Origin of the sequence: Leucobacter weissii (assembly GCF_017565745.1) — a bacterium.
Lineage (GTDB): Bacteria > Actinomycetota > Actinomycetes > Actinomycetales > Microbacteriaceae > Leucobacter > Leucobacter weissii.
Genome location: NZ_JAGDYM010000005.1, coordinates 272,864 through 288,413 on the forward strand (window position 1 = coordinate 272,864; position 15,550 = coordinate 288,413).

16 protein-coding genes are annotated in these 15,550 nt (G+C 72.3%); 7 read left to right on the plus strand and 9 right to left on the minus strand.

Annotated elements, in window-relative coordinates:
* Positions 1-104 precede the first annotated feature (104 nt).
* The 5 genes from J4H92_RS05775 to J4H92_RS05795 all read left to right on the plus strand — a co-directional run bounded on the left by J4H92_RS05775 (position 105) and on the right by J4H92_RS05795 (position 3,060).
* The gene (locus tag J4H92_RS05775) at positions 105-467 is read left to right on the plus strand and encodes a CHY zinc finger protein (protein ID WP_208097054.1); all 363 of its coding nucleotides are present in this window, start codon (positions 105-107) and stop codon (positions 465-467) included.
* Positions 464-1,153 carry a biotin transporter BioY gene (locus J4H92_RS05780; protein WP_208097055.1) on the plus strand — a complete coding sequence of 230 codons (690 nt, stop codon included), beginning with the start codon at positions 464-466 and terminating at the stop codon, positions 1,151-1,153. Before J4H92_RS05775 ends, J4H92_RS05780 begins: the two co-directional genes overlap by 4 nt.
* Positions 1,154-1,163: 10 nt before the next feature.
* Entirely contained in the window at positions 1,164-1,895 is a 732-nt protein-coding gene (locus tag J4H92_RS05785; RefSeq protein ID WP_208097056.1) for an energy-coupling factor ABC transporter ATP-binding protein, read from the plus strand.
* Positions 1,892-2,506, plus strand: a complete 615-nt coding sequence (locus tag J4H92_RS05790; protein ID WP_208097057.1) for a CbiQ family ECF transporter T component — start codon at positions 1,892-1,894, stop codon at positions 2,504-2,506. The genes J4H92_RS05785 and J4H92_RS05790 overlap by 4 nt, the downstream gene beginning before the upstream one ends.
* Positions 2,507-2,580: 74 nt before the next feature.
* A complete protein-coding gene (locus J4H92_RS05795; protein WP_208097058.1) occupies positions 2,581-3,060 on the plus strand; it encodes a GbsR/MarR family transcriptional regulator in 480 nt (159 codons plus the stop codon).
* Here the strand turns inward: J4H92_RS05795 and J4H92_RS05800 are convergent.
* From J4H92_RS05800 to J4H92_RS05815, 4 genes are read right to left on the minus strand one after another with little or no spacing between them, the layout of a single operon-like run.
* Positions 3,029-3,853 carry an ABC transporter ATP-binding protein gene (locus J4H92_RS05800; protein ID WP_208097059.1) on the minus strand — a complete coding sequence of 275 codons (825 nt, stop codon included), beginning with the start codon at positions 3,851-3,853 and terminating at the stop codon, positions 3,029-3,031. The genes J4H92_RS05795 and J4H92_RS05800 overlap by 32 nt on opposite strands.
* Positions 3,850-4,872, minus strand: a complete 1,023-nt coding sequence (locus tag J4H92_RS05805; RefSeq protein WP_208097060.1) for a FecCD family ABC transporter permease — start codon at positions 4,870-4,872, stop codon at positions 3,850-3,852. Before J4H92_RS05805 ends, J4H92_RS05800 begins: the two co-directional genes overlap by 4 nt.
* On the minus strand, positions 4,869-5,867 hold the full coding sequence (locus J4H92_RS05810) for an iron chelate uptake ABC transporter family permease subunit (RefSeq protein ID WP_208097063.1): 999 nt from the start codon (positions 5,865-5,867) through the stop codon (positions 4,869-4,871). The genes J4H92_RS05805 and J4H92_RS05810 overlap by 4 nt, the downstream gene beginning before the upstream one ends.
* Positions 5,864-6,895, minus strand: coding sequence for an ABC transporter substrate-binding protein (locus J4H92_RS05815; RefSeq protein WP_208097065.1), 1,032 nt, complete (start codon positions 6,893-6,895; stop codon positions 5,864-5,866). Before J4H92_RS05815 ends, J4H92_RS05810 begins: the two co-directional genes overlap by 4 nt.
* 118 nt (positions 6,896-7,013) lie before the next feature.
* Here J4H92_RS05815 and J4H92_RS05820 point away from each other — a divergent pair, with 118 nt between their 5' ends.
* Together J4H92_RS05820 and J4H92_RS05825 are read left to right on the plus strand one after the other, a co-directional pair.
* Positions 7,014-7,973 (plus strand): siderophore-interacting protein, encoded by a 960-nt coding sequence (locus J4H92_RS05820; RefSeq protein ID WP_243752026.1) that lies wholly within the window; start codon positions 7,014-7,016, stop codon positions 7,971-7,973.
* 32 nt (positions 7,974-8,005) lie between these two features.
* The gene (locus J4H92_RS05825) at positions 8,006-8,461 is read left to right on the plus strand and encodes an SseB family protein (protein WP_208097069.1); all 456 of its coding nucleotides are present in this window, start codon (positions 8,006-8,008) and stop codon (positions 8,459-8,461) included.
* A 15-nt stretch (positions 8,462-8,476) separates the two neighbouring features.
* Here the strand turns inward: J4H92_RS05825 and J4H92_RS05830 are convergent, their stop codons facing one another.
* The 5 genes from J4H92_RS05830 to J4H92_RS05850 all read right to left on the minus strand — a co-directional run bounded on the left by J4H92_RS05830 (position 8,477) and on the right by J4H92_RS05850 (position 15,527).
* Positions 8,477-9,052, minus strand: a complete 576-nt coding sequence (locus J4H92_RS05830; protein ID WP_208097071.1) for an HdeD family acid-resistance protein — start codon at positions 9,050-9,052, stop codon at positions 8,477-8,479.
* Positions 9,053-9,212: 160 nt separating this feature from the next.
* Positions 9,213-11,504 (minus strand): catalase/peroxidase HPI, encoded by a 2,292-nt coding sequence (gene katG / locus J4H92_RS05835; RefSeq protein WP_208097073.1) that lies wholly within the window; start codon positions 11,502-11,504, stop codon positions 9,213-9,215.
* A complete protein-coding gene (locus tag J4H92_RS05840; protein WP_208097075.1) occupies positions 11,501-11,998 on the minus strand; it encodes a Fur family transcriptional regulator in 498 nt (165 codons plus the stop codon). Before J4H92_RS05840 ends, katG begins: the two co-directional genes overlap by 4 nt.
* 65 nt (positions 11,999-12,063) lie before the next feature.
* Positions 12,064-13,083 carry a cation diffusion facilitator family transporter gene (locus J4H92_RS05845; RefSeq protein WP_208097077.1) on the minus strand — a complete coding sequence of 340 codons (1,020 nt, stop codon included), beginning with the start codon at positions 13,081-13,083 and terminating at the stop codon, positions 12,064-12,066.
* Positions 13,080-15,527, minus strand: a complete 2,448-nt coding sequence (locus tag J4H92_RS05850) for a heavy metal translocating P-type ATPase (RefSeq protein WP_208097079.1) — start codon at positions 15,525-15,527, stop codon at positions 13,080-13,082. The genes J4H92_RS05845 and J4H92_RS05850 overlap by 4 nt, the downstream gene beginning before the upstream one ends.
* Positions 15,528-15,550 lie beyond the last annotated feature (23 nt).

A 15,550-nucleotide genomic window follows, 5' to 3' on the forward strand; every position in this document is an offset into this window, starting at 1 on the left:
GGCCGCCGCGATCACGTCGGCCCGGGTGTTGCGCATCACCCGATTCTACCGCTAACCTGAACATCGTTCACCAGAACAGTGTTCAGGTTCTCCAAGGAAGCACGATGACGACAGCCGCGGCACCCGCCAGCGGGGCGACGCCCCGCATACTCGGATCACCGGTCGACAGCGAGACCCGCTGCACGCACTACCGGAGCGAGCTGGACGTCGTCGCGCTGAAGTTCAAGTGCTGCGGCGAGTACTACCCCTGCTTCGCGTGCCACGAGGAGTCCTCCGGGCATCCGATCGCGAGGTGGGAAAGCGCCGACCTCCGGCGCCTCGCCGTGCTCTGCGGCGTCTGCCGCACCGAGCTGCGCATCGAGGAGTATCTGAGCGCGGAGGACTGCCCGTCGTGCACCGCGAGGTTCAACCCGGGCTGCCGCCTCCACCACCGCATCTATTTCGACTTCGACACGGAGGCACCATGACCCAGCACGAACCGCAGCTCCCGGCGGCGCCCGCCGGGAGGCGACGCAGCCGACCCGCGACCGATCTGGCGCTGATCGCCGTCTTCGCGGCGCTCATCGCGGTGAGCGCGATCCTCCCCGCCATCACGATCGCGGGGCCCGTCCCGTTCACCCTGCAGACCTTCGCGATCCTGCTCACCGGCGCCGTGCTCGGCGCGCGGAGAGGGTTCCTCGCCGCGCTCCTGTATCTCGCCGTCGGAGCGATCGGCATCCCGGTGTTCGCGGGCGGCAGTTCGGGGCTCGCCCCGTTCGCCGGCCCCACGGCCGGGTATCTCGTGTCCTTCCCGCTCGCCGCCGCCGCGACCGGGTTCATCGCTCAGCGACTCAGCCTCCGCAGTGCGGCCTCGAGCGCGGCCCTCCTCTTCCTCGCCGCCCTCGCCGGCGTCGTGGTCAACCACGGGCTCGGCATCCTCGGACTGGCGTGGCGCGGCGGCATGTCGCTCCCCGAGGCGGCGCTGGTCGACGTCGTGTTCCTCCCGGGCGACATCGTGAAGGCGCTGCTCGCCGCGATCGTCGCGACCGCCGTGCACCGCGCCTTCCCCGGGCTCCTCGGCGATCGGGACCGCCGGGAGACGGTGGCGGAGGCGGCGCCGCTCGACGCGGGGGCCGGACGGGCGGATCCCGCCGCAGCCCCCGATCGGGCGTAGGATCTTCGGCATGATCGAGTTGCGGGAGGCGAGCGTCGTCGTGCCCGCGCCGGAGGGCGATGCGATGATCCTCCACCCGACGAGCCTCGTGCTCGCGGAGCGCCGCATCTCGATCATCGGCGGCAACGGGTCGGGCAAATCGACCCTCGCCCGGCTCTGCAACGGCCTGATCGAGCCCACCACCGGTTCGGTCCTCGTCGCCGCGGGCGCGGACCCGGTGCCGGGGGTGCGCGCGGAGCGGAGCCGCCTCGACACCGCCCGAGACGGCGCGGCGGTGCGCCGTCTCGTCGGCTTCGTGTTCACCGACGCGAGCGCGCAGCTCATCATGCCGACGGTTGCGGAGGACCTGATGCTCTCGCTGCGCCGGCTCCACCCGAAGCGGGCGGAGCGCCGCGCCGCGGCGGAGGCCGCCCTCGCACGCTTCGGCCTGGAGCATCTCGCCGAGCGCAGCGTGCACACCCTGTCGGGAGGCCAGAAGCAGCTGCTCGCCATCGCCACGGTGCTGGCGACCGATCCCGCCGTGCTCGTCGCGGACGAGCCCACGACCCTGCTCGACCTGCGCAACGCGCGGTCGGTCGGCGAGCTGCTCATGTCGCTGCCCCAACAGGTGATCCTCGTCACCCACGATCTCGACCTCGCGGCTCGCGCCGAGCGCACCCTCGTCGTCGCCGACGGCCGCGTCGTGTTCGACGGAGAGCCGGACGCCGCGGTGTCCCACTACCGCGAGCTGGTGCGGGCGTGAGCGCGCCGAGCCCGCTCGGCTCCTTCCGGCCGGGCACCGGCCCGCTCCACCGGCTGCGCCCGGGGGCGAAGCTGATCGGGCTCTTCGCCTTCGCCGCAGCCGTCGTCGCGGTGCACGGCGTCGCGAGCACTGCGATCGCGCTGCTGCTCGCACTCGCGCTGACGGCTCTGGCGGGTCTGCGCGGCCGGGAGCTCTGGATCTCGACGCGCGGCTTCGTCTTCGTCGCGATCCCCCTGTTCGCCTTTCAGTGGTGGCAGCGCGGCTGGCAGCACGGCTTCGAGGTGGTCGGAGATCTGCTCGCGATGATCCTGGCGGCGAGCGCGGTGACGGCGAGCACCGCCGCCGCCGACATGCTCGACACCATCTCCTGGGCGCTGCGCCCGTTCCGCCGGCTCGGCGTCGACCCCGAGCGCGTGGCGCTGGCGTTCTCCCTCGTGATCCGCTCGATCCCGAGCATCCTGGGGATCGCACGCGAGACGCGCACCGCGGCCCGGGCCCGCGGCCTGGAGCGGGCGCCCCGCGCGCTCCTGATCCCGTTCGTGCTGCGCACGGTCGCGCACGCGCAACTCGTGGGCCAGGCGCTCGCGGCCCGGGGCGTCGGGGAGGAGTGAGCGCGATGCGCCGGATCGAGGACTCGGCTCGCGAGTGCGGCTCGCCGGTGCGGGGGAGGTGGTCTAATGAATGCATGCGTGACGAGCCGGCGGACTGGAGGAGCGCGTTCATCGAGCGCTTCGCGGATCACTGGGCGGCGGGCGGCGCGTCCCGGATCGAGGGAAGGATCGCGGGCTATCTGCTGCTCGACGAGTCGAGGGGCGTCAGCGCCGCCGAGCTGGCGTCCGAGCTGCGGGTCAGCCGGGGCGCCGTGTCGATGTACACGAGGCAGCTCGTCGGGCGGGGCTTCGTGAAGCGAGTGCGCGTGCCAGACGTGCGGACCCACTTCTTCGTCATGGACACGGACGTGTGGGCCGGGTTCCTCGCGGCCGAGCAGGAGTACCTGCGCAGGCAGCGGCGCCTGGCGGAGGAGACGCTGCCGTTCGTCCGCGAGGGCGGACGCTCCTGGGAGCGCGTGCGGAACATGCGCGACTACATGGGCTGGCTGATCGACACGCGCCTCCCGAGCGAGTGGGAGCGGGTCAAGCGGGAGCGGGACGCTCCCGCACCGTGATCACGGGCGCCCCGGTCTGCGAGTCCCGCTCGATGATGCCGTCGACGCCGAACACCTCGGCGACGAGCGCCGCGTCGAGCACGTCGGCCGGCGGGCCCTCGCGCACGATGGCGCCCGCGTGCATGACGACGAGCCGCGAGGCGTAGCGTGCGGCCTGGTTGATGTCGTGGAGCACGGCGACGACGGTGCGGCCGTCCCCGCGCATGTCCTGGCACAGGCGGAGCAGCTCGATCTGATGGGCCAGGTCGAGGAACGACGTGGGCTCGTCGAGCAGCACGTAGTCGGTCTGCTGGGCGAGCACCATGGCGATCCACGCGCGCTGCCGCTGGCCGCCGGAGAGGTCGGTGAGCGCACGGTCGGCGTGCTCGACGACGCCCGTGGCGCGCATGGCCGCGTCGACGATCTCGGCGTCGCCCGGCAGCCACTGCCGCAGCAGGGAGTGGTAGGGGTGGCGGCCCCGAGCGACGAGATCGCGCACCCGCAGCGACTCCGGTGCGATCGGGTGCTGCGGCAATGCGGCCACCCGGCGGGCGACCGCCTTGGGCCGGAGCGCGTGGATGTCGACGCCGTCGAGGAGCACGCCTCCCGCCATCGGGCGCAGCGTGCGCGTCAGCGCCTTCAGCAGGGTCGACTTGCCGCAGCCGTTCGGCCCGATGATCGCCGTGAACTCGCCCTCGGGGACGGTGAAGTCGAGGCCGTCGCTCACCGCGCGGCCGTCGTAGCCGAGGCGGGCGCCGTGCGCTCGCAGCCCGCGCTCGTCCGGGGCGGTGGGGGAGGCGGTGCGGGGGGTCATAGGCGTCCTTTCGCATGCTCGCGCACGAGGAGGTAACCGAGGTAGAGGCCTCCGACGCCGAGCGTGAGCACGCCGACCGGAAGACCCGCGAAGAGCGGCAGCTGCTGCGTCGCGAGATCGGCGGCCGCGAGCAGCAATGCGCCCGTCAGGGCCGAGCCGAGCACGGCGCAGTCCGAACTGCCGACGATCCGCCGCACGATCTGCGGGGCGGTGAGGGCGACGAAGGAGATCGGGCCGGCGGCGGCCACCGCCGCGCCCGCGGCGACGACCGAGAGCACGATCGCGGCAGTGCGGGTGCGGTTCGGATCCACGCCGATGCCCGCGGCGGTGTCGTCGCCCATCTCGAGCAGGGAGGCGTCCCGGGCGACCGCGACCGCGAGGGGGAGCACGATCGCGACGGCGACGGCCGTGACCAGCACGTCCTGCAGGTTCGCGGCGTTGAGCGAACCGACGAGGTACGCGGCGAGCTGAGAGGCGGCGTCGCGCAGATGCGTGCTGACGACGTACTGCGTGACCGCGTACGCGAGCGCCGCGACGGCGATGCCGGCGATGATCGTGCGCACGGGCGAGCGGAAGCCGCGGCCGGTGGCGATGTAGACGACGAGCGCTGCCACCGCGGCCCCGGCAACGGCGCCGACGGATGCGGGCACGAGCGGGAAGGCCAGCGTGATGATCGCCGCTCCCGCACCCGCCCCGGCGCCGAGCCCGATCACGTCCGGGCTGCCCAGAGGATTGCGGGTGACCGTCTGGAACAGCGCTCCGGACACGCCGAGCAGCGCCCCGGCGAGCACCGCCGTCGCCAGGCGGGGCCCGCGCAGCCGCTCCAGCACGAACGCCGACGCGCCCTCGGCATCGCCGAGCAGCGCGCCCGGCAGCTCGGCGAGCGGGATCCCGAGGTCGCCGGCCGTCAGGGTGACCACCGCGACGACGACCACCGCCGCAGCGGTGCCGAGCCCGTACCGCGCCGCGCCGGAGGGCGGGCGGATCCGGCTCCGGCCGAGTCCCGGATGCGTGCTCATCTCGCGGCCCACCCCCGTCGCACGGCCAGCAGCAGGAACGGAGAGCCGAGCAGTGCGGTGACGATGCCGACCATGATCTCCTCGGGTCGGGCGACGATCCGCCCGACGACATCGGCCGCGATCAGCAGGCCGGCTCCGAGCACCGCCGCGAGAGGGAGCTGCCACCGGTGGTCGACGCCGATGATCGAGCGGGTCAGGTGGGGCACGACGAGCCCCACGAAGGCGATCGGGCCGACCGCCGCCGTTGCGGCGGCCGCCAGCAGCGCCGCCGACAGGATGCCCGCCGAGCGCACGAGCGGCACCGGGGTGCCGAGCGAGGTGGCCACGTCCTCGCCGAGCGCGAGGTTGTTCAGTGCGGGCGCGAGCAGTGCGGCGAGGAGCAGGCCGGCCGCGAGCGCGGGCGCGATCGTGAGGCCGACCTCCGCCTCGCGGCCGCTCAGCGAGCCGATCACCCAGAACCGGAACGAGTCGAAGACGCCGGGGTTCGTCAGGATCATCGCCTGGATGTAGGCGCTCAGCACCGCCGAGACGACCGCTCCCGTGAGCAGCAGCGCCGCCACGCTGCCGGAGGCCGCGCGGGCTCCGACGCCGGAGACGACGCCGACCGCCACCAGCGCTCCGAGCAGCGCGATCCACACCGAGCGGCTGCCGATCGCCGAGCCGGTGATCGCCGCCGCAGTGACGATCGCCGCCGCCGAGCCGACCGTCACCCCGAGCAGTCCGGGATCGCCGAGCGGATTGCGGGTGATGCCCTGGATGACCACCCCGGAGACGGCCAGGGCCGAGCCGCAGAGCACGCCCATGAGGGTGCGGTCGAGGCGGGCGTCGACGATCGCCTCGAGATACGGGTCGACGCCGCCTCCGAGCACGCCGATCACGGCGGCGGGATCCGTGGGCCTGCCCCCCAGGAGCAGGCTGCTGACGACGGCGAGCGCGAGCCCCGCAGACGCGAGGAGGACGGCCCTCGGCCGTGCGGGGCCCGCGCCTCGCCTCACCGGTCGAGCCGGGCGACGGCTTCGTCGATGAGCGGGACGAAGCGTTCCAGCGTCCACGGCACGGTCAACGGGTTGATGATCGAGGATCCGGTCACGAAGGGCTGCTCGGTCGGGGCGACGACGGAGCCGCGGGAGACCGCGGGGATCTGCTGGTAGAGCTTCTGCGCCTCGATCTCCGCGCGGTTCTCCTCGTCGGAGTAGAACGTGAAGATCAGGTCGGAGCCGTCGAGCTTGTCCGCGTTCTCGAGTCCGATCGACGCCGAGTCGGTGCCCTCCACCTCGAACTCGCGCAGCTCCTCGACCACGGGGTCGACGGTCAGCCCGAGTGCGCTGACCATGGCCACGCGCTGCTCGGTCTCGAAGAACACGCCGAGGGTGCCCGGCCCGGTGTTGTAGATGTACGAGAAGGTGACGCCCTCGTACTCCTCGCGGGCGGCCGAGTCGAGCTGCGACTTGATGTCGTCGATGAGCGCCTGCGCCTCGTCCGGCAGGCCCATCGCCTTGCCGATCACGGTGATCTGCTCCTCCCAGGTGATGACCCAGGGCTCCGCGGCGTAGGCGACCGTGGGCGCGATGTCGGTGAGCAGGTCGAACTGCTCCTGGGTGAGGCCCGACCACGGCGCGAGGATGAGGTCGGGGTCCAGCGACAGGATGGCCTCGATGTCCAGCTCCTCGCCGCCGGTGAACTGCTCGGGCAGCTCCTCGCCGGCCCCGGTCACGGCCTCGTGGACCCAGGGCAGGTACCCGGAGTCGTCGCTGCCCCAGGGGTACTCCTCGACGCCGACGGGTACCGTGCCCAGCGCGATCGCGGTCTCGGAGGATCCCTGGCCCAGGGTCACGATGCGCTCCGGGCGCTCCGTGATGACTGCCTCTCCCAGAGCGTGCTCGATCGTCACGGTCTCGAAGCCCTCGGATCCGCCCGTCGACTCCTCCTGCTCGGGCGCTCCGCCCGCGCAGCCCCCGAGTGCCATCGCGCCCGCGATCGTCAGAGCGATCCCCCATCGTCTCGTGCGTCCGGTTGCGCGCATGCCCTGCTTCCTCCCTGGTGCGAAAAGACGCGATCCTATAGCGTCATATGAAGGTTACCCTTGCTTGGGTTAAACTTTCAAAAATTGTGAATTCTGCCAGGATGGGATGAGGGGGAGCATGGGGGCCACCAGCGAGACGGGGCGGCTACCGGCCTACCGCCCGTATCGGGCGGTCGTGGCCGAGATCCGGCGCCTGAGCCCGCACTTCGTGCGCGTGGGGTTCACCGGCCCGGACTTCGACGTGTTCGCGGAGCACGCGCTGGACCAGCGCATCAAGATCGTCTTCCCGATCGATCGCCGCTCGTTCGAGGAGCTCGGCGTCGACGACGAGGCGGCCCGGCTCCGCGGCGACTGGTACCCCCGCTGGCGGGCCCTGCCCGACGATCGCCGCTGCCCGTTCCGCACCTACACCGTGCGGCGGATCGCTGCGGCGCAGCGGCGCCTCGAGGTCGACTTCGTCGTCCATCACGAGGACGGCGAGCCCGTGGGCCCCGGGGCGTGCTGGCTGCACGCGGCCGACATCGGGGACGAGGTGATCGTCGTCGGCCCGGACGCCCGCAGCGACGACTCGCACCTCGGTATGGACTGGCGGCCGGGCCGCGCGACCGAACTGCTGCTGCTCGGCGACGAGACCGCAGCGCCGGCCGTCGCGGGGATCCTGGAGAGCCTCCCGGCCGGACGCCGGGCCACCGCGCTCGTCGAGGTGCCCCATGACGACGACCGCCTCGCCGTCGATCTCCCCCCGGGCGCCGAACTGCGGTACCTGCCGCGCAACGGACGACCCGTCGGATCGCTGCTGGAACCGGCGCTGCGCGACTGGGCCGAGCGCAGCCCCGCGGTGATCGAGGCGGCGCGCGCGGCCCGTCCGCAGCAGCTCGACGAGGTCGACGTCGACCGCGACCTCCTCTGGGAGTCCCCCGCGGCGCCTGAGGGACAGGGCTTCTACGCCTGGCTGGCCGGGGAGTCGGCGGTGATCAAGCGGATGCGCCGCATGCTGGTCGGGGAGCGCGGCATCGACCGCCACCGGGTGGCCTTCATGGGCTACTGGCGCCTGGGCCAGGCCGAGCGGACCGGCTGAGGCACGGGCCCGGGACGAATAGGCTGGAGGGCATGGCCGACGCGCAGATTCCCGAGGGGCTCACCGCCGAGTACGAGAACGTCGGAGCGCGCAGCGCCCTCGACGCGCTGCAGGCGGAGCCGGATTACGAGCGGCTCGCGGCGTTCCTCGCCGCGCTCCGAGAGGGCTATCTCATCGCGGACGTCACCGGGACCCCCAGGAAGAAGGCCACGCGCATCCGCACCATCCGCTCGACGACGGGGCAGCTGCTGCTGCCGCTGTTCACCTCCATGGCCGAACTGCGCCGCGCCGTGCCGAACGGCCGCGCAGAGCAGGCGAAGGGCGCGATCATGCCCGCTTCGGAGGCGCTGGGCCTGATCCGCACGGGTCGTTTCGTCGCGGCGCAGTTCGACGCCGGCTCCGCGGCGCTCGTGGTGCTGCGCACGTACGTCGAGCTCGTGCTCGGCGGCGAGCCCCTCGACGCCGCGACGGTCGAGGGGCTGCGCTGAGCGCGCCCTCGCGCGTTACTCCGCCTTGACGGTGAAGGCCCGCACCACCTGGACCGCGCCGAGCACGATCAGCGAGATCCCGATCAGCAGCCACAGCGTGACCGCGCCGAGCAGCGGGGAGAAGATGAGCACGAGACCGGCGATGATGCTGATCACGCCGTAGACCACCGTCAGCACCCGGTGGCCGGAGGTCTTCAGGGTGGTGAAGACGAACACGCCCTCGATGATCCACAGGACGCCGATCAGCACCGAGAGGAACACGGCGAACACCGTCGCGGAGGCGGAGACGTTCGCGAAGATGATGATGCCGCCCACGATGTAGAGCAGGCCCAGCAGGATGGTGCCGATGCGCGGCCATCCCTCCAGCGACTTGGAGAAGATGCCGGAACCCAGGTAGATCACGCCGACCCCGACCAGATAGATCGCGAGCAGCACCGTGACGATCAGCACCAGGCCCGCGCCGGTCTTGACCGGGTTGGCGAGGATCAGGATGCCGAGCACCAGCGAGATGAGACCGCTGATGCCGAGGAAGACGCGCACGATGTCGAGGCCCTTGCTCTCTGGCTCGGTGAGGAGATTCTGTTCAGACATGACCGGGGTCCTTTGCGTTCGGGGCCGCCTTCCGGGCGGCCGCTTCACCGTATAGCTTGCCCCACCGGAGAGGGATTGCCCAGCACCTCGCCATAAAACGACACGGGGGCCGCCCCGGATCCCCGGAGACGGCCCCCGATGAGCTTGGACGCGAGTCGGCTCAGCGTGCGTCGAAGCGGTCCAGGTCGGTGACCTTGACCCACGCCTCGACGAAGTCGGCGACGAACTGCTCTCCCGCGTCGTCGCTCGCATACACCTCGGCCACGGCGCGCAGCTCGCTGTTCGAGCCGAACACCAGATCGGCCCTGGTGCCGGTCCAGGTCTGCTCGCCCGTCGCATCGTCGGTGGCCTGGAAGGTGCGCGACTCGGCGTCGATCGGCTTCCAGGTGGTGTTCAGATCGAGCAGGTTCACGAAGAAGTCGTTCGTGAGCGCGCCCGGCCGGTCGGTGAGCACGCCGTGCTGCGAGCCGTCCCAGTTGGTGTCGAGCACGCGCAGCCCGCCCAGCAGCACCGTCAGCTCGGGGGCCGACAGGGTGAGCAGATTGGCGCGGTCGATCAGCAGGTGCTCCGCGGGCCGGCCGAGGGCGCGCGCGCTCTCGTAGTTGCGGAAGCCGTCGGCCGGGGGGTTCAGGTACTCGAACGACTCCACGTCGGTCTGCTCCTGCGAGGCGTCGGTGCGTCCCGGCGTGAAGGGCACGGACACCGCGTGCCCGGCGGCCGCGGCGGCCCGCTTCACGCCGACGTTGCCCGCGAGGATCACCAGGTCGGCGATCGAGACCTGCTTCTCGCCTGCTGCCGCGTTGAACTCGGCCCGGATGCCCTCGAGCACGCCCAGCACGCGGGCGAGCTGCTCGGGCCGGTTGACCTCCCAGCTGCGCTGCGGCTCGAGGCGGATCCGGCCGCCGTTCGCTCCGCCGCGCTTGTCGCTCCCGCGGAAGGTCGCCGCCGCGGCCCACGCCGTCGACACGAGCTCGCTCACGCTGAGACCGGCGTCCTCGATCCGCTGCTCGAGCGCCGCGACGTCTGCGGCGTCGATCAGCTCGTAGTCGCGCGCCGGGATCGGATCCTGCCAGAGCAGATCCTCCGCGGGCACCTCGGGGCCGAGGTAGCGCGATTTGGGCCCGAGGTCGCGGTGGGTCAGCTTGAACCACGCGCGGGCGTAGGCGTCGGTGAAGGCCTCCTGATCCTCTTTGAAGCGCAGCGAGATCTCCCGGTAGACCGGATCCTCGCGCAGCGAGAGATCGGTCGTGAGCATGCGGGGCTCGCGGTGCCCCCGGCCGTCGGCCTCGGGCACGAGGTCGCTGCCCCCGCCGTGCTTCGGGCGCCAGTGGTCGTGACCGCCGGGGCCGGTCACGCGCTCCCACTCGTAGGAGAAGAGGATGTGGAAGAACTCGTTGTCCCACCGCGTCGGGTGATAGGTCCAGGTGACCTCGAGGCCGGATCCGATGGCGTCGCGGCCCGCGCCCGTGCCGTAGTCGCTCTTCCAGCCGAGTCCCTGCTGCTCGATGGGCGCGGCCTCGGGCTCGGCGGCGACGTGGTCGCCCTCGGGCGCGGCGCCGTGGGTCTTGCCGAAGGTGTGGCCGCCGGCGATCAGCGCGACCGTCTCCTCGTCGTCCATGGCCATGCGTCCGAAGGTCTCCCGGATCTGCTGCGCGGCGGCGATCGGGTCGCCGCTGGCGCGCGGGCCCTCGGGGTTGACGTAGATGAGGCCCATCATGGTCGCGCCGAGCGGCTTGCTGAGCTCGCGGTCGCCCTGCTCCCCGAGGCGGTTCTCGTCGCCGAGCCAGGTCGTCTCGCTGCCCCAGTAGACGTCGTCGTCCGGCTCCCACACGTCGGGGCGGCCGCCGGCGAAGCCGAAGGTCGGCATGCCCATCTGCTCGTGGGCGACGTTGCCGGCGAGGATCATGAGATCGCCCCAGGAGAGGGACCGGCCGTACTTCTTCTTCACCGGCCACAGCAGGCGGCGGGCCTTGTCGAGTCCGACGTTGTCGGGCCAGCTGTTCAGCGGGGCGAAGCGCTGCTGCCCGGTGCCGCCGCCGCCGCGGCCGTCGAACACGCGGTAGGTGCCCGCCGAGTGCCAGGCCATGCGGATCATGAGCGGTCCGTAGTTGCCGAAGTCGGCGGGCCACCAGGGCTGCGAGTCGGTGAGCACGTGGGCGATGTCGGCCTTCACCGCGGCGAGGTCCAGCGCCTCGAACGCCGCGCGGTAGTCGAAGTCGCCTCCGTACGGGTTGGCCACCTCGGGGTTCTTCGCCAGGATCTTGAGGTTGAGGCGGTCGGGCCACCAGTCCTGGTTGGTGGTGGGCCCGGCAGAGGGCTTCGCGGATCCCTCGGTGGGGTGAGGTGCGTCGGTCCTGTGGTCGACCGGGCATGTGCTCTCTTCGGACACCTGGCTGTTTCCTTTCGTCGGAGGTGGGAGGGGTGAGTGTTCTTCGGGATGGGAGGGGATCATGCGCGGTGCGCCGAGGGTTCGGCGGCGGATGCGGCTTCGCGGCTCGCACCGGCGGCTTCCGCCGCCTCGCAGTCGGCGCAGATCCCGCGGAAGGTCACCGAGGCCTCGAGGATCCGCATGCCGTGGGAGTGGTCCGGGTTCAGGCACGGCGCGGCCCCGACGGCGCAGTCGACGTCCTCCACGCGGTGGCAGCTCACGCACTGCACGTGGTGGTGGTTGTCGCGGGTGCGGGTCTCGTAGAGCGCGCTGCCGGCGTCGGGCAGGTCGATGCGGCGCAGGATGCCGCACTCGGTCAGATCCCCGACGATGTTGTGCACCGACTGCTGCGAGAGCGAGGGCAGCCCGCCGACCAGCGCGGAGTGGATCTCCGCCGCGCTGCAGTGCGGGTGCGCCTCGATGTGTCCGAGGGCCGCGATCCGGCCCGCGGTGACACGGAGGCCGTGCGTGCGCAACTCGTCAGCCCAGGGCTGGGAGGAGGTCTCGGTCTCGCGCATACTGCGAGTCTACCTTATTTTGACTTATACAAAATAAGGTCTGATGAAGTGCTCGCTCCGCGCGCTCACGCGTGCCGGTGGGGGCCCGGTCTCCGGTGGCCCTCGGGCTCGAGCTGCAGCGTGGTGTGATCGATCTCGAAGTGCGTGCGCAGGCAGGCCTTCAGCTCGTCGAGGATCGCGTGGGCGCTCTGCTCCCGCCAGGCCTCGTCGCTCACCGTCACGTGCGCGGAGAAGGCGGGGACTCCCGAGGTGATCGTCCAGGCGTGCACATCGTGCACCTCGGAGACCCCGGGGACGGCGAGCATGTGCGCGCGGGCGGCGTCGGCGTCGAAGCCGCGGGGCGAGGCCTCGAGCAGCACGTCGATGACCTCGCGCAGGAGGCTGTAGGCGCGGGGGAGGATGATGAGCGCGATGAGGATCGATGCCGCCTGGTCCACCCAGTTCCAGCCGGTGAAGAGGATCACGAGGCCCGCGGCGATCACCGCGACCGAACCGAGCAGATCGCCGAGCACCTCCAGGTAGGCGCCGCGCACGTTGAGGCTCTCCCGCTGCCCCGAGCGCAGGATGAGCAGCGAGACCAGATTGGCGAGACCGCCGATCACGGCCGCCGCGATCATCGGGACCGAGGCGATCTCCACCTCGTCGCCGAGCCGTCGGATCGCCTCGACGAAGATGACGACGGCGATGACCCCGAGCACGACGCCGTTCGCGAGCGCCGCGAGGATCTCGACCCTGAGATAGCCGTAGCTGCGCCTCGAACTCGCGGGAAGTCCGGCGATGAGGCTCGCGATGAGCGCGATGGCGACCCCGGTGGCGTCGGTGAGCATGTGCCCGGAGTCGGCGAGCAGCGACAGCGACCCCGAGACGAAGGCGCCGATCAGCTGCACGACCACCACGCTGAGCGTGATCGCGAGCACGGCGATCAGGCGACCGCGGTGCCGGGCCGTGGCCGTCGCCGAGCCGCCGAGTCCGTGGTCGTGGGAGTGCCCCTCGGCCGTGCCCGGCGCGCCGGCCGGCGCCGCCGGGTGCCCCCGGCTGAAGCCCGGCTCGCAGCGCCCGGCGCCCGCGTCTTCCGGCTCGCTCACGACGTGCGCCCCACGGGGGCGGGGGCGGGCCCCGCGCCGCTGCGGAACCTGCGCAGGAGCAGGCTGTTGCCGAGGACGAAGACGCTCGAACAGGCCATCGCGGCGCCCGCGATCATGGGGTTGAGGAGCCCCAGGGCCGCGAGCGGGATCGCCGCCACGTTGTAGGCGAACGCCCAGAAGAGGTTGCCCTTGATCGTGCGCAGCGTGCGGCGCGAGAGCCGGATCGCGTCGGCGGCGCTGCGCAGATCCCCACGGATCAGGGTGATGTCGGCCGCTTCGATGGCGGCGTCGGTGCCGGAGCCCATCGCCAGTCCGAGATCGGCCCGGGCCAGGGCGGGCGCGTCGTTCACGCCGTCCCCCACCATCGCCACCACGCGCCCCTCGGCCTGCATCGCACGGATCGCCGCGACCTTCTCGCCGGGCAGCACCTCCGCCACCACGCGGCCGACTCCGCCGACTCCGCCGCCGTGCTCTCCGCCGATCCCGATGCCGACCTCCTCGGCGATCCGCTCCGCGACGGCGCGGCTGTCGCCGGTGAGCAGGACGGGTTCGAGCCCGAGCCGCCGCAACTGCCGGATCGCCTCGGCGCTCGTCGGCTTCACCGTGTCTGCCACGGCGAGCACGCCGCGCACCCGGCCCTTCCAGGCCGCGAGCACCGCTGTTCGACCCTCGTGCTCCAGTCGCTCCTTGACCGCCAGCATCGTCGGGTCGACGGGGATCGACCGGTCCTCGAGCAGGGAGGCCCGTCCCACGACGAGCGCGGTTCCGTCGACGACGCCGGTGACGCCCTCGCCCGCCGCGTTGCGGAACGACTCCAGCTCCGCCGGGCTCTGCGCGCCGCCTCCGGACTCGCCGGCACGCAACTCCGCCGCGGCCAGTTCCGCGGCGCAGCCGCGCGCGATGGCCTGCGCGATCGGATGCTCGGAGGCGCCCTCGACGGCGCCGACCGCTCGCAGCAGCTCGATCCGGTCCTGGCCCGGCGCGGGCACCACGTCGGTGAGCTCCATCCGTCCCGAGGTCACGGTTCCGGTCTTGTCGAGCGCGATCGTGTCCACCCGGCGCGTGGACTCCAGGACCTCGGGGCCCTTGATGAGGATCCCCAGCTGCGCGCCCCGGCCGGTGCCGACGAGCAGGGCCGTCGGCGTGGCCAGGCCGAGCGCGCAGGGGCAGGCGATGATGAGCACCGCCACGGCGGCGGTGAACGCGCTCGCCGCGGGGTGGCCCAGCAGCAGCCAGATCAGCAGGGTGAGGGCGGCGATGACGATGACGATCGGGACGAAGACCCCCGAGACGCGATCCGCGAGCCGCTGCACCTCGGCCTTGCCGGACTGCGCCTCCTCGACCATCCTCGCCATCTGCGCCAGCCGGGTGTCGACGCCGACCCTGGTCGCGCGCACCACGAGGCGCCCGTCGGTCGCGACGGTGCCGCCGGTCACCGCGTCGCCCGGGGCCGCCTCCACGGGCACCGACTCGCCGGTGAGCATCGACGCGTCGACGGCGCTGCGCCCGTCGACGATCACGCCGTCGGTCGCGATCTTCGCCCCTGGACGAACCGAGAAGTGGTCGCCGACGGCGAGATCCTCGATCGGCACGAGAACCCCGGTATTCGGAAAGGCCGTCTCTGGCCTGCCGTCGGTTCGTCCTGCGGCCGTCTCGGCCGCAGCGGCCGGGGTCGACCCCGGTCGCAGGACCTCCACCTCCTTCGCCCCCAGCTCCAGCAGCGCGCGCAGGGCGGCGCCCGCCTGCCGTTTCGAGCGTTTCTCGAAGTAGCGCCCGGCGAGGAGGAACGTGGTCACGCCCGCCGCGACCTCGAGGTAGATGTTGCCGGCGCCGTCGCCGGCCTGCGCGGTGATCTCGAAGCCGTGGGTCATGCCGGGCATCCCGGCGTGGCCGAAGAACAGGGCGTAGAGCGACCAGAGGAAGGCGGCTCCGGTGCCGACCGAGACGAGTGTGTCCATCGTCGCGGCGCCGTGCCGCAGATTGATCCAGGCCGCCCGGTGGAAGGGCCAGGCGCCCCAGACGACGACGGGGGCGGCGAGGGCGAGCGAGAGCCACTGCCAGTTGGTGAACTGGAGCGCCGGGACCATCGCCATCGCGATGACCGGAGCCGAGAGCCAGATCGAGGCGATCAGCCGCTGCCGCAGCGCCCGCAGCTCGGCGTCCTCGCCGCCCGCCGCGGGCTCCGCGGCGCGGGCGGCGCGGGCGGGCGGGGGCGGCAGTTCGGCCGTGTAGCCGGTCCGCTCGACCTCTGAGACGAGCCGTTCCGGGTCGTAGCCGACCGGAACCGACACCCGCGCCTTCTCGGTCGCGTAGTTGACGCTCGCATCGACGCCGTCGAGGCGATTCAGTCGCTTCTCGACGCGCGCGGCGCAGGACGCGCAGGTCATTCCCCCGATCGCGAGTTCGATGACGTCGGGCTCGAGCCCGGCCGCGGGTGCTGGCATGTCTCCTGTACCTCCGGATTCGG

Excerpts from the sequence above, each read along its gene's own strand:
- J4H92_RS05775 (WP_208097054.1), top strand. The coding sequence starts at position 105 with ATGACGACAGCCGCGGCACCCGCCAGCGGGGCGACGCCCCGCATACTC.
- J4H92_RS05780 (WP_208097055.1), top strand. The coding sequence starts at position 464 with ATGACCCAGCACGAACCGCAGCTCCCGGCGGCGCCCGCCGGGAGGCGA.
- J4H92_RS05785 (WP_208097056.1), top strand. The coding sequence starts at position 1,164 with ATGATCGAGTTGCGGGAGGCGAGCGTCGTCGTGCCCGCGCCGGAGGGC.
- J4H92_RS05795 (WP_208097058.1), top strand. The coding sequence starts at position 2,581 with ATGCGTGACGAGCCGGCGGACTGGAGGAGCGCGTTCATCGAGCGCTTC.
- J4H92_RS05800 (WP_208097059.1), bottom strand. The coding sequence starts at position 3,853 with ATGACCCCCCGCACCGCCTCCCCCACCGCCCCGGACGAGCGCGGGCTG.
- J4H92_RS05805 (WP_208097060.1), bottom strand. The coding sequence starts at position 4,872 with ATGAGCACGCATCCGGGACTCGGCCGGAGCCGGATCCGCCCGCCCTCC.
- J4H92_RS05815 (WP_208097065.1), bottom strand. The coding sequence starts at position 6,895 with ATGCGCGCAACCGGACGCACGAGACGATGGGGGATCGCTCTGACGATC.
- J4H92_RS05820 (WP_243752026.1), top strand. The coding sequence starts at position 7,014 with ATGGGGGCCACCAGCGAGACGGGGCGGCTACCGGCCTACCGCCCGTAT.
- J4H92_RS05825 (WP_208097069.1), top strand. The coding sequence starts at position 8,006 with ATGGCCGACGCGCAGATTCCCGAGGGGCTCACCGCCGAGTACGAGAAC.
- J4H92_RS05830 (WP_208097071.1), bottom strand. The coding sequence starts at position 9,052 with ATGTCTGAACAGAATCTCCTCACCGAGCCAGAGAGCAAGGGCCTCGAC.
- katG (WP_208097073.1), bottom strand. The coding sequence starts at position 11,504 with ATGATCCCCTCCCATCCCGAAGAACACTCACCCCTCCCACCTCCGACG.
- J4H92_RS05840 (WP_208097075.1), bottom strand. The coding sequence starts at position 11,998 with ATGCGCGAGACCGAGACCTCCTCCCAGCCCTGGGCTGACGAGTTGCGC.
- J4H92_RS05850 (WP_208097079.1), bottom strand. The coding sequence starts at position 15,527 with ATGCCAGCACCCGCGGCCGGGCTCGAGCCCGACGTCATCGAACTCGCG.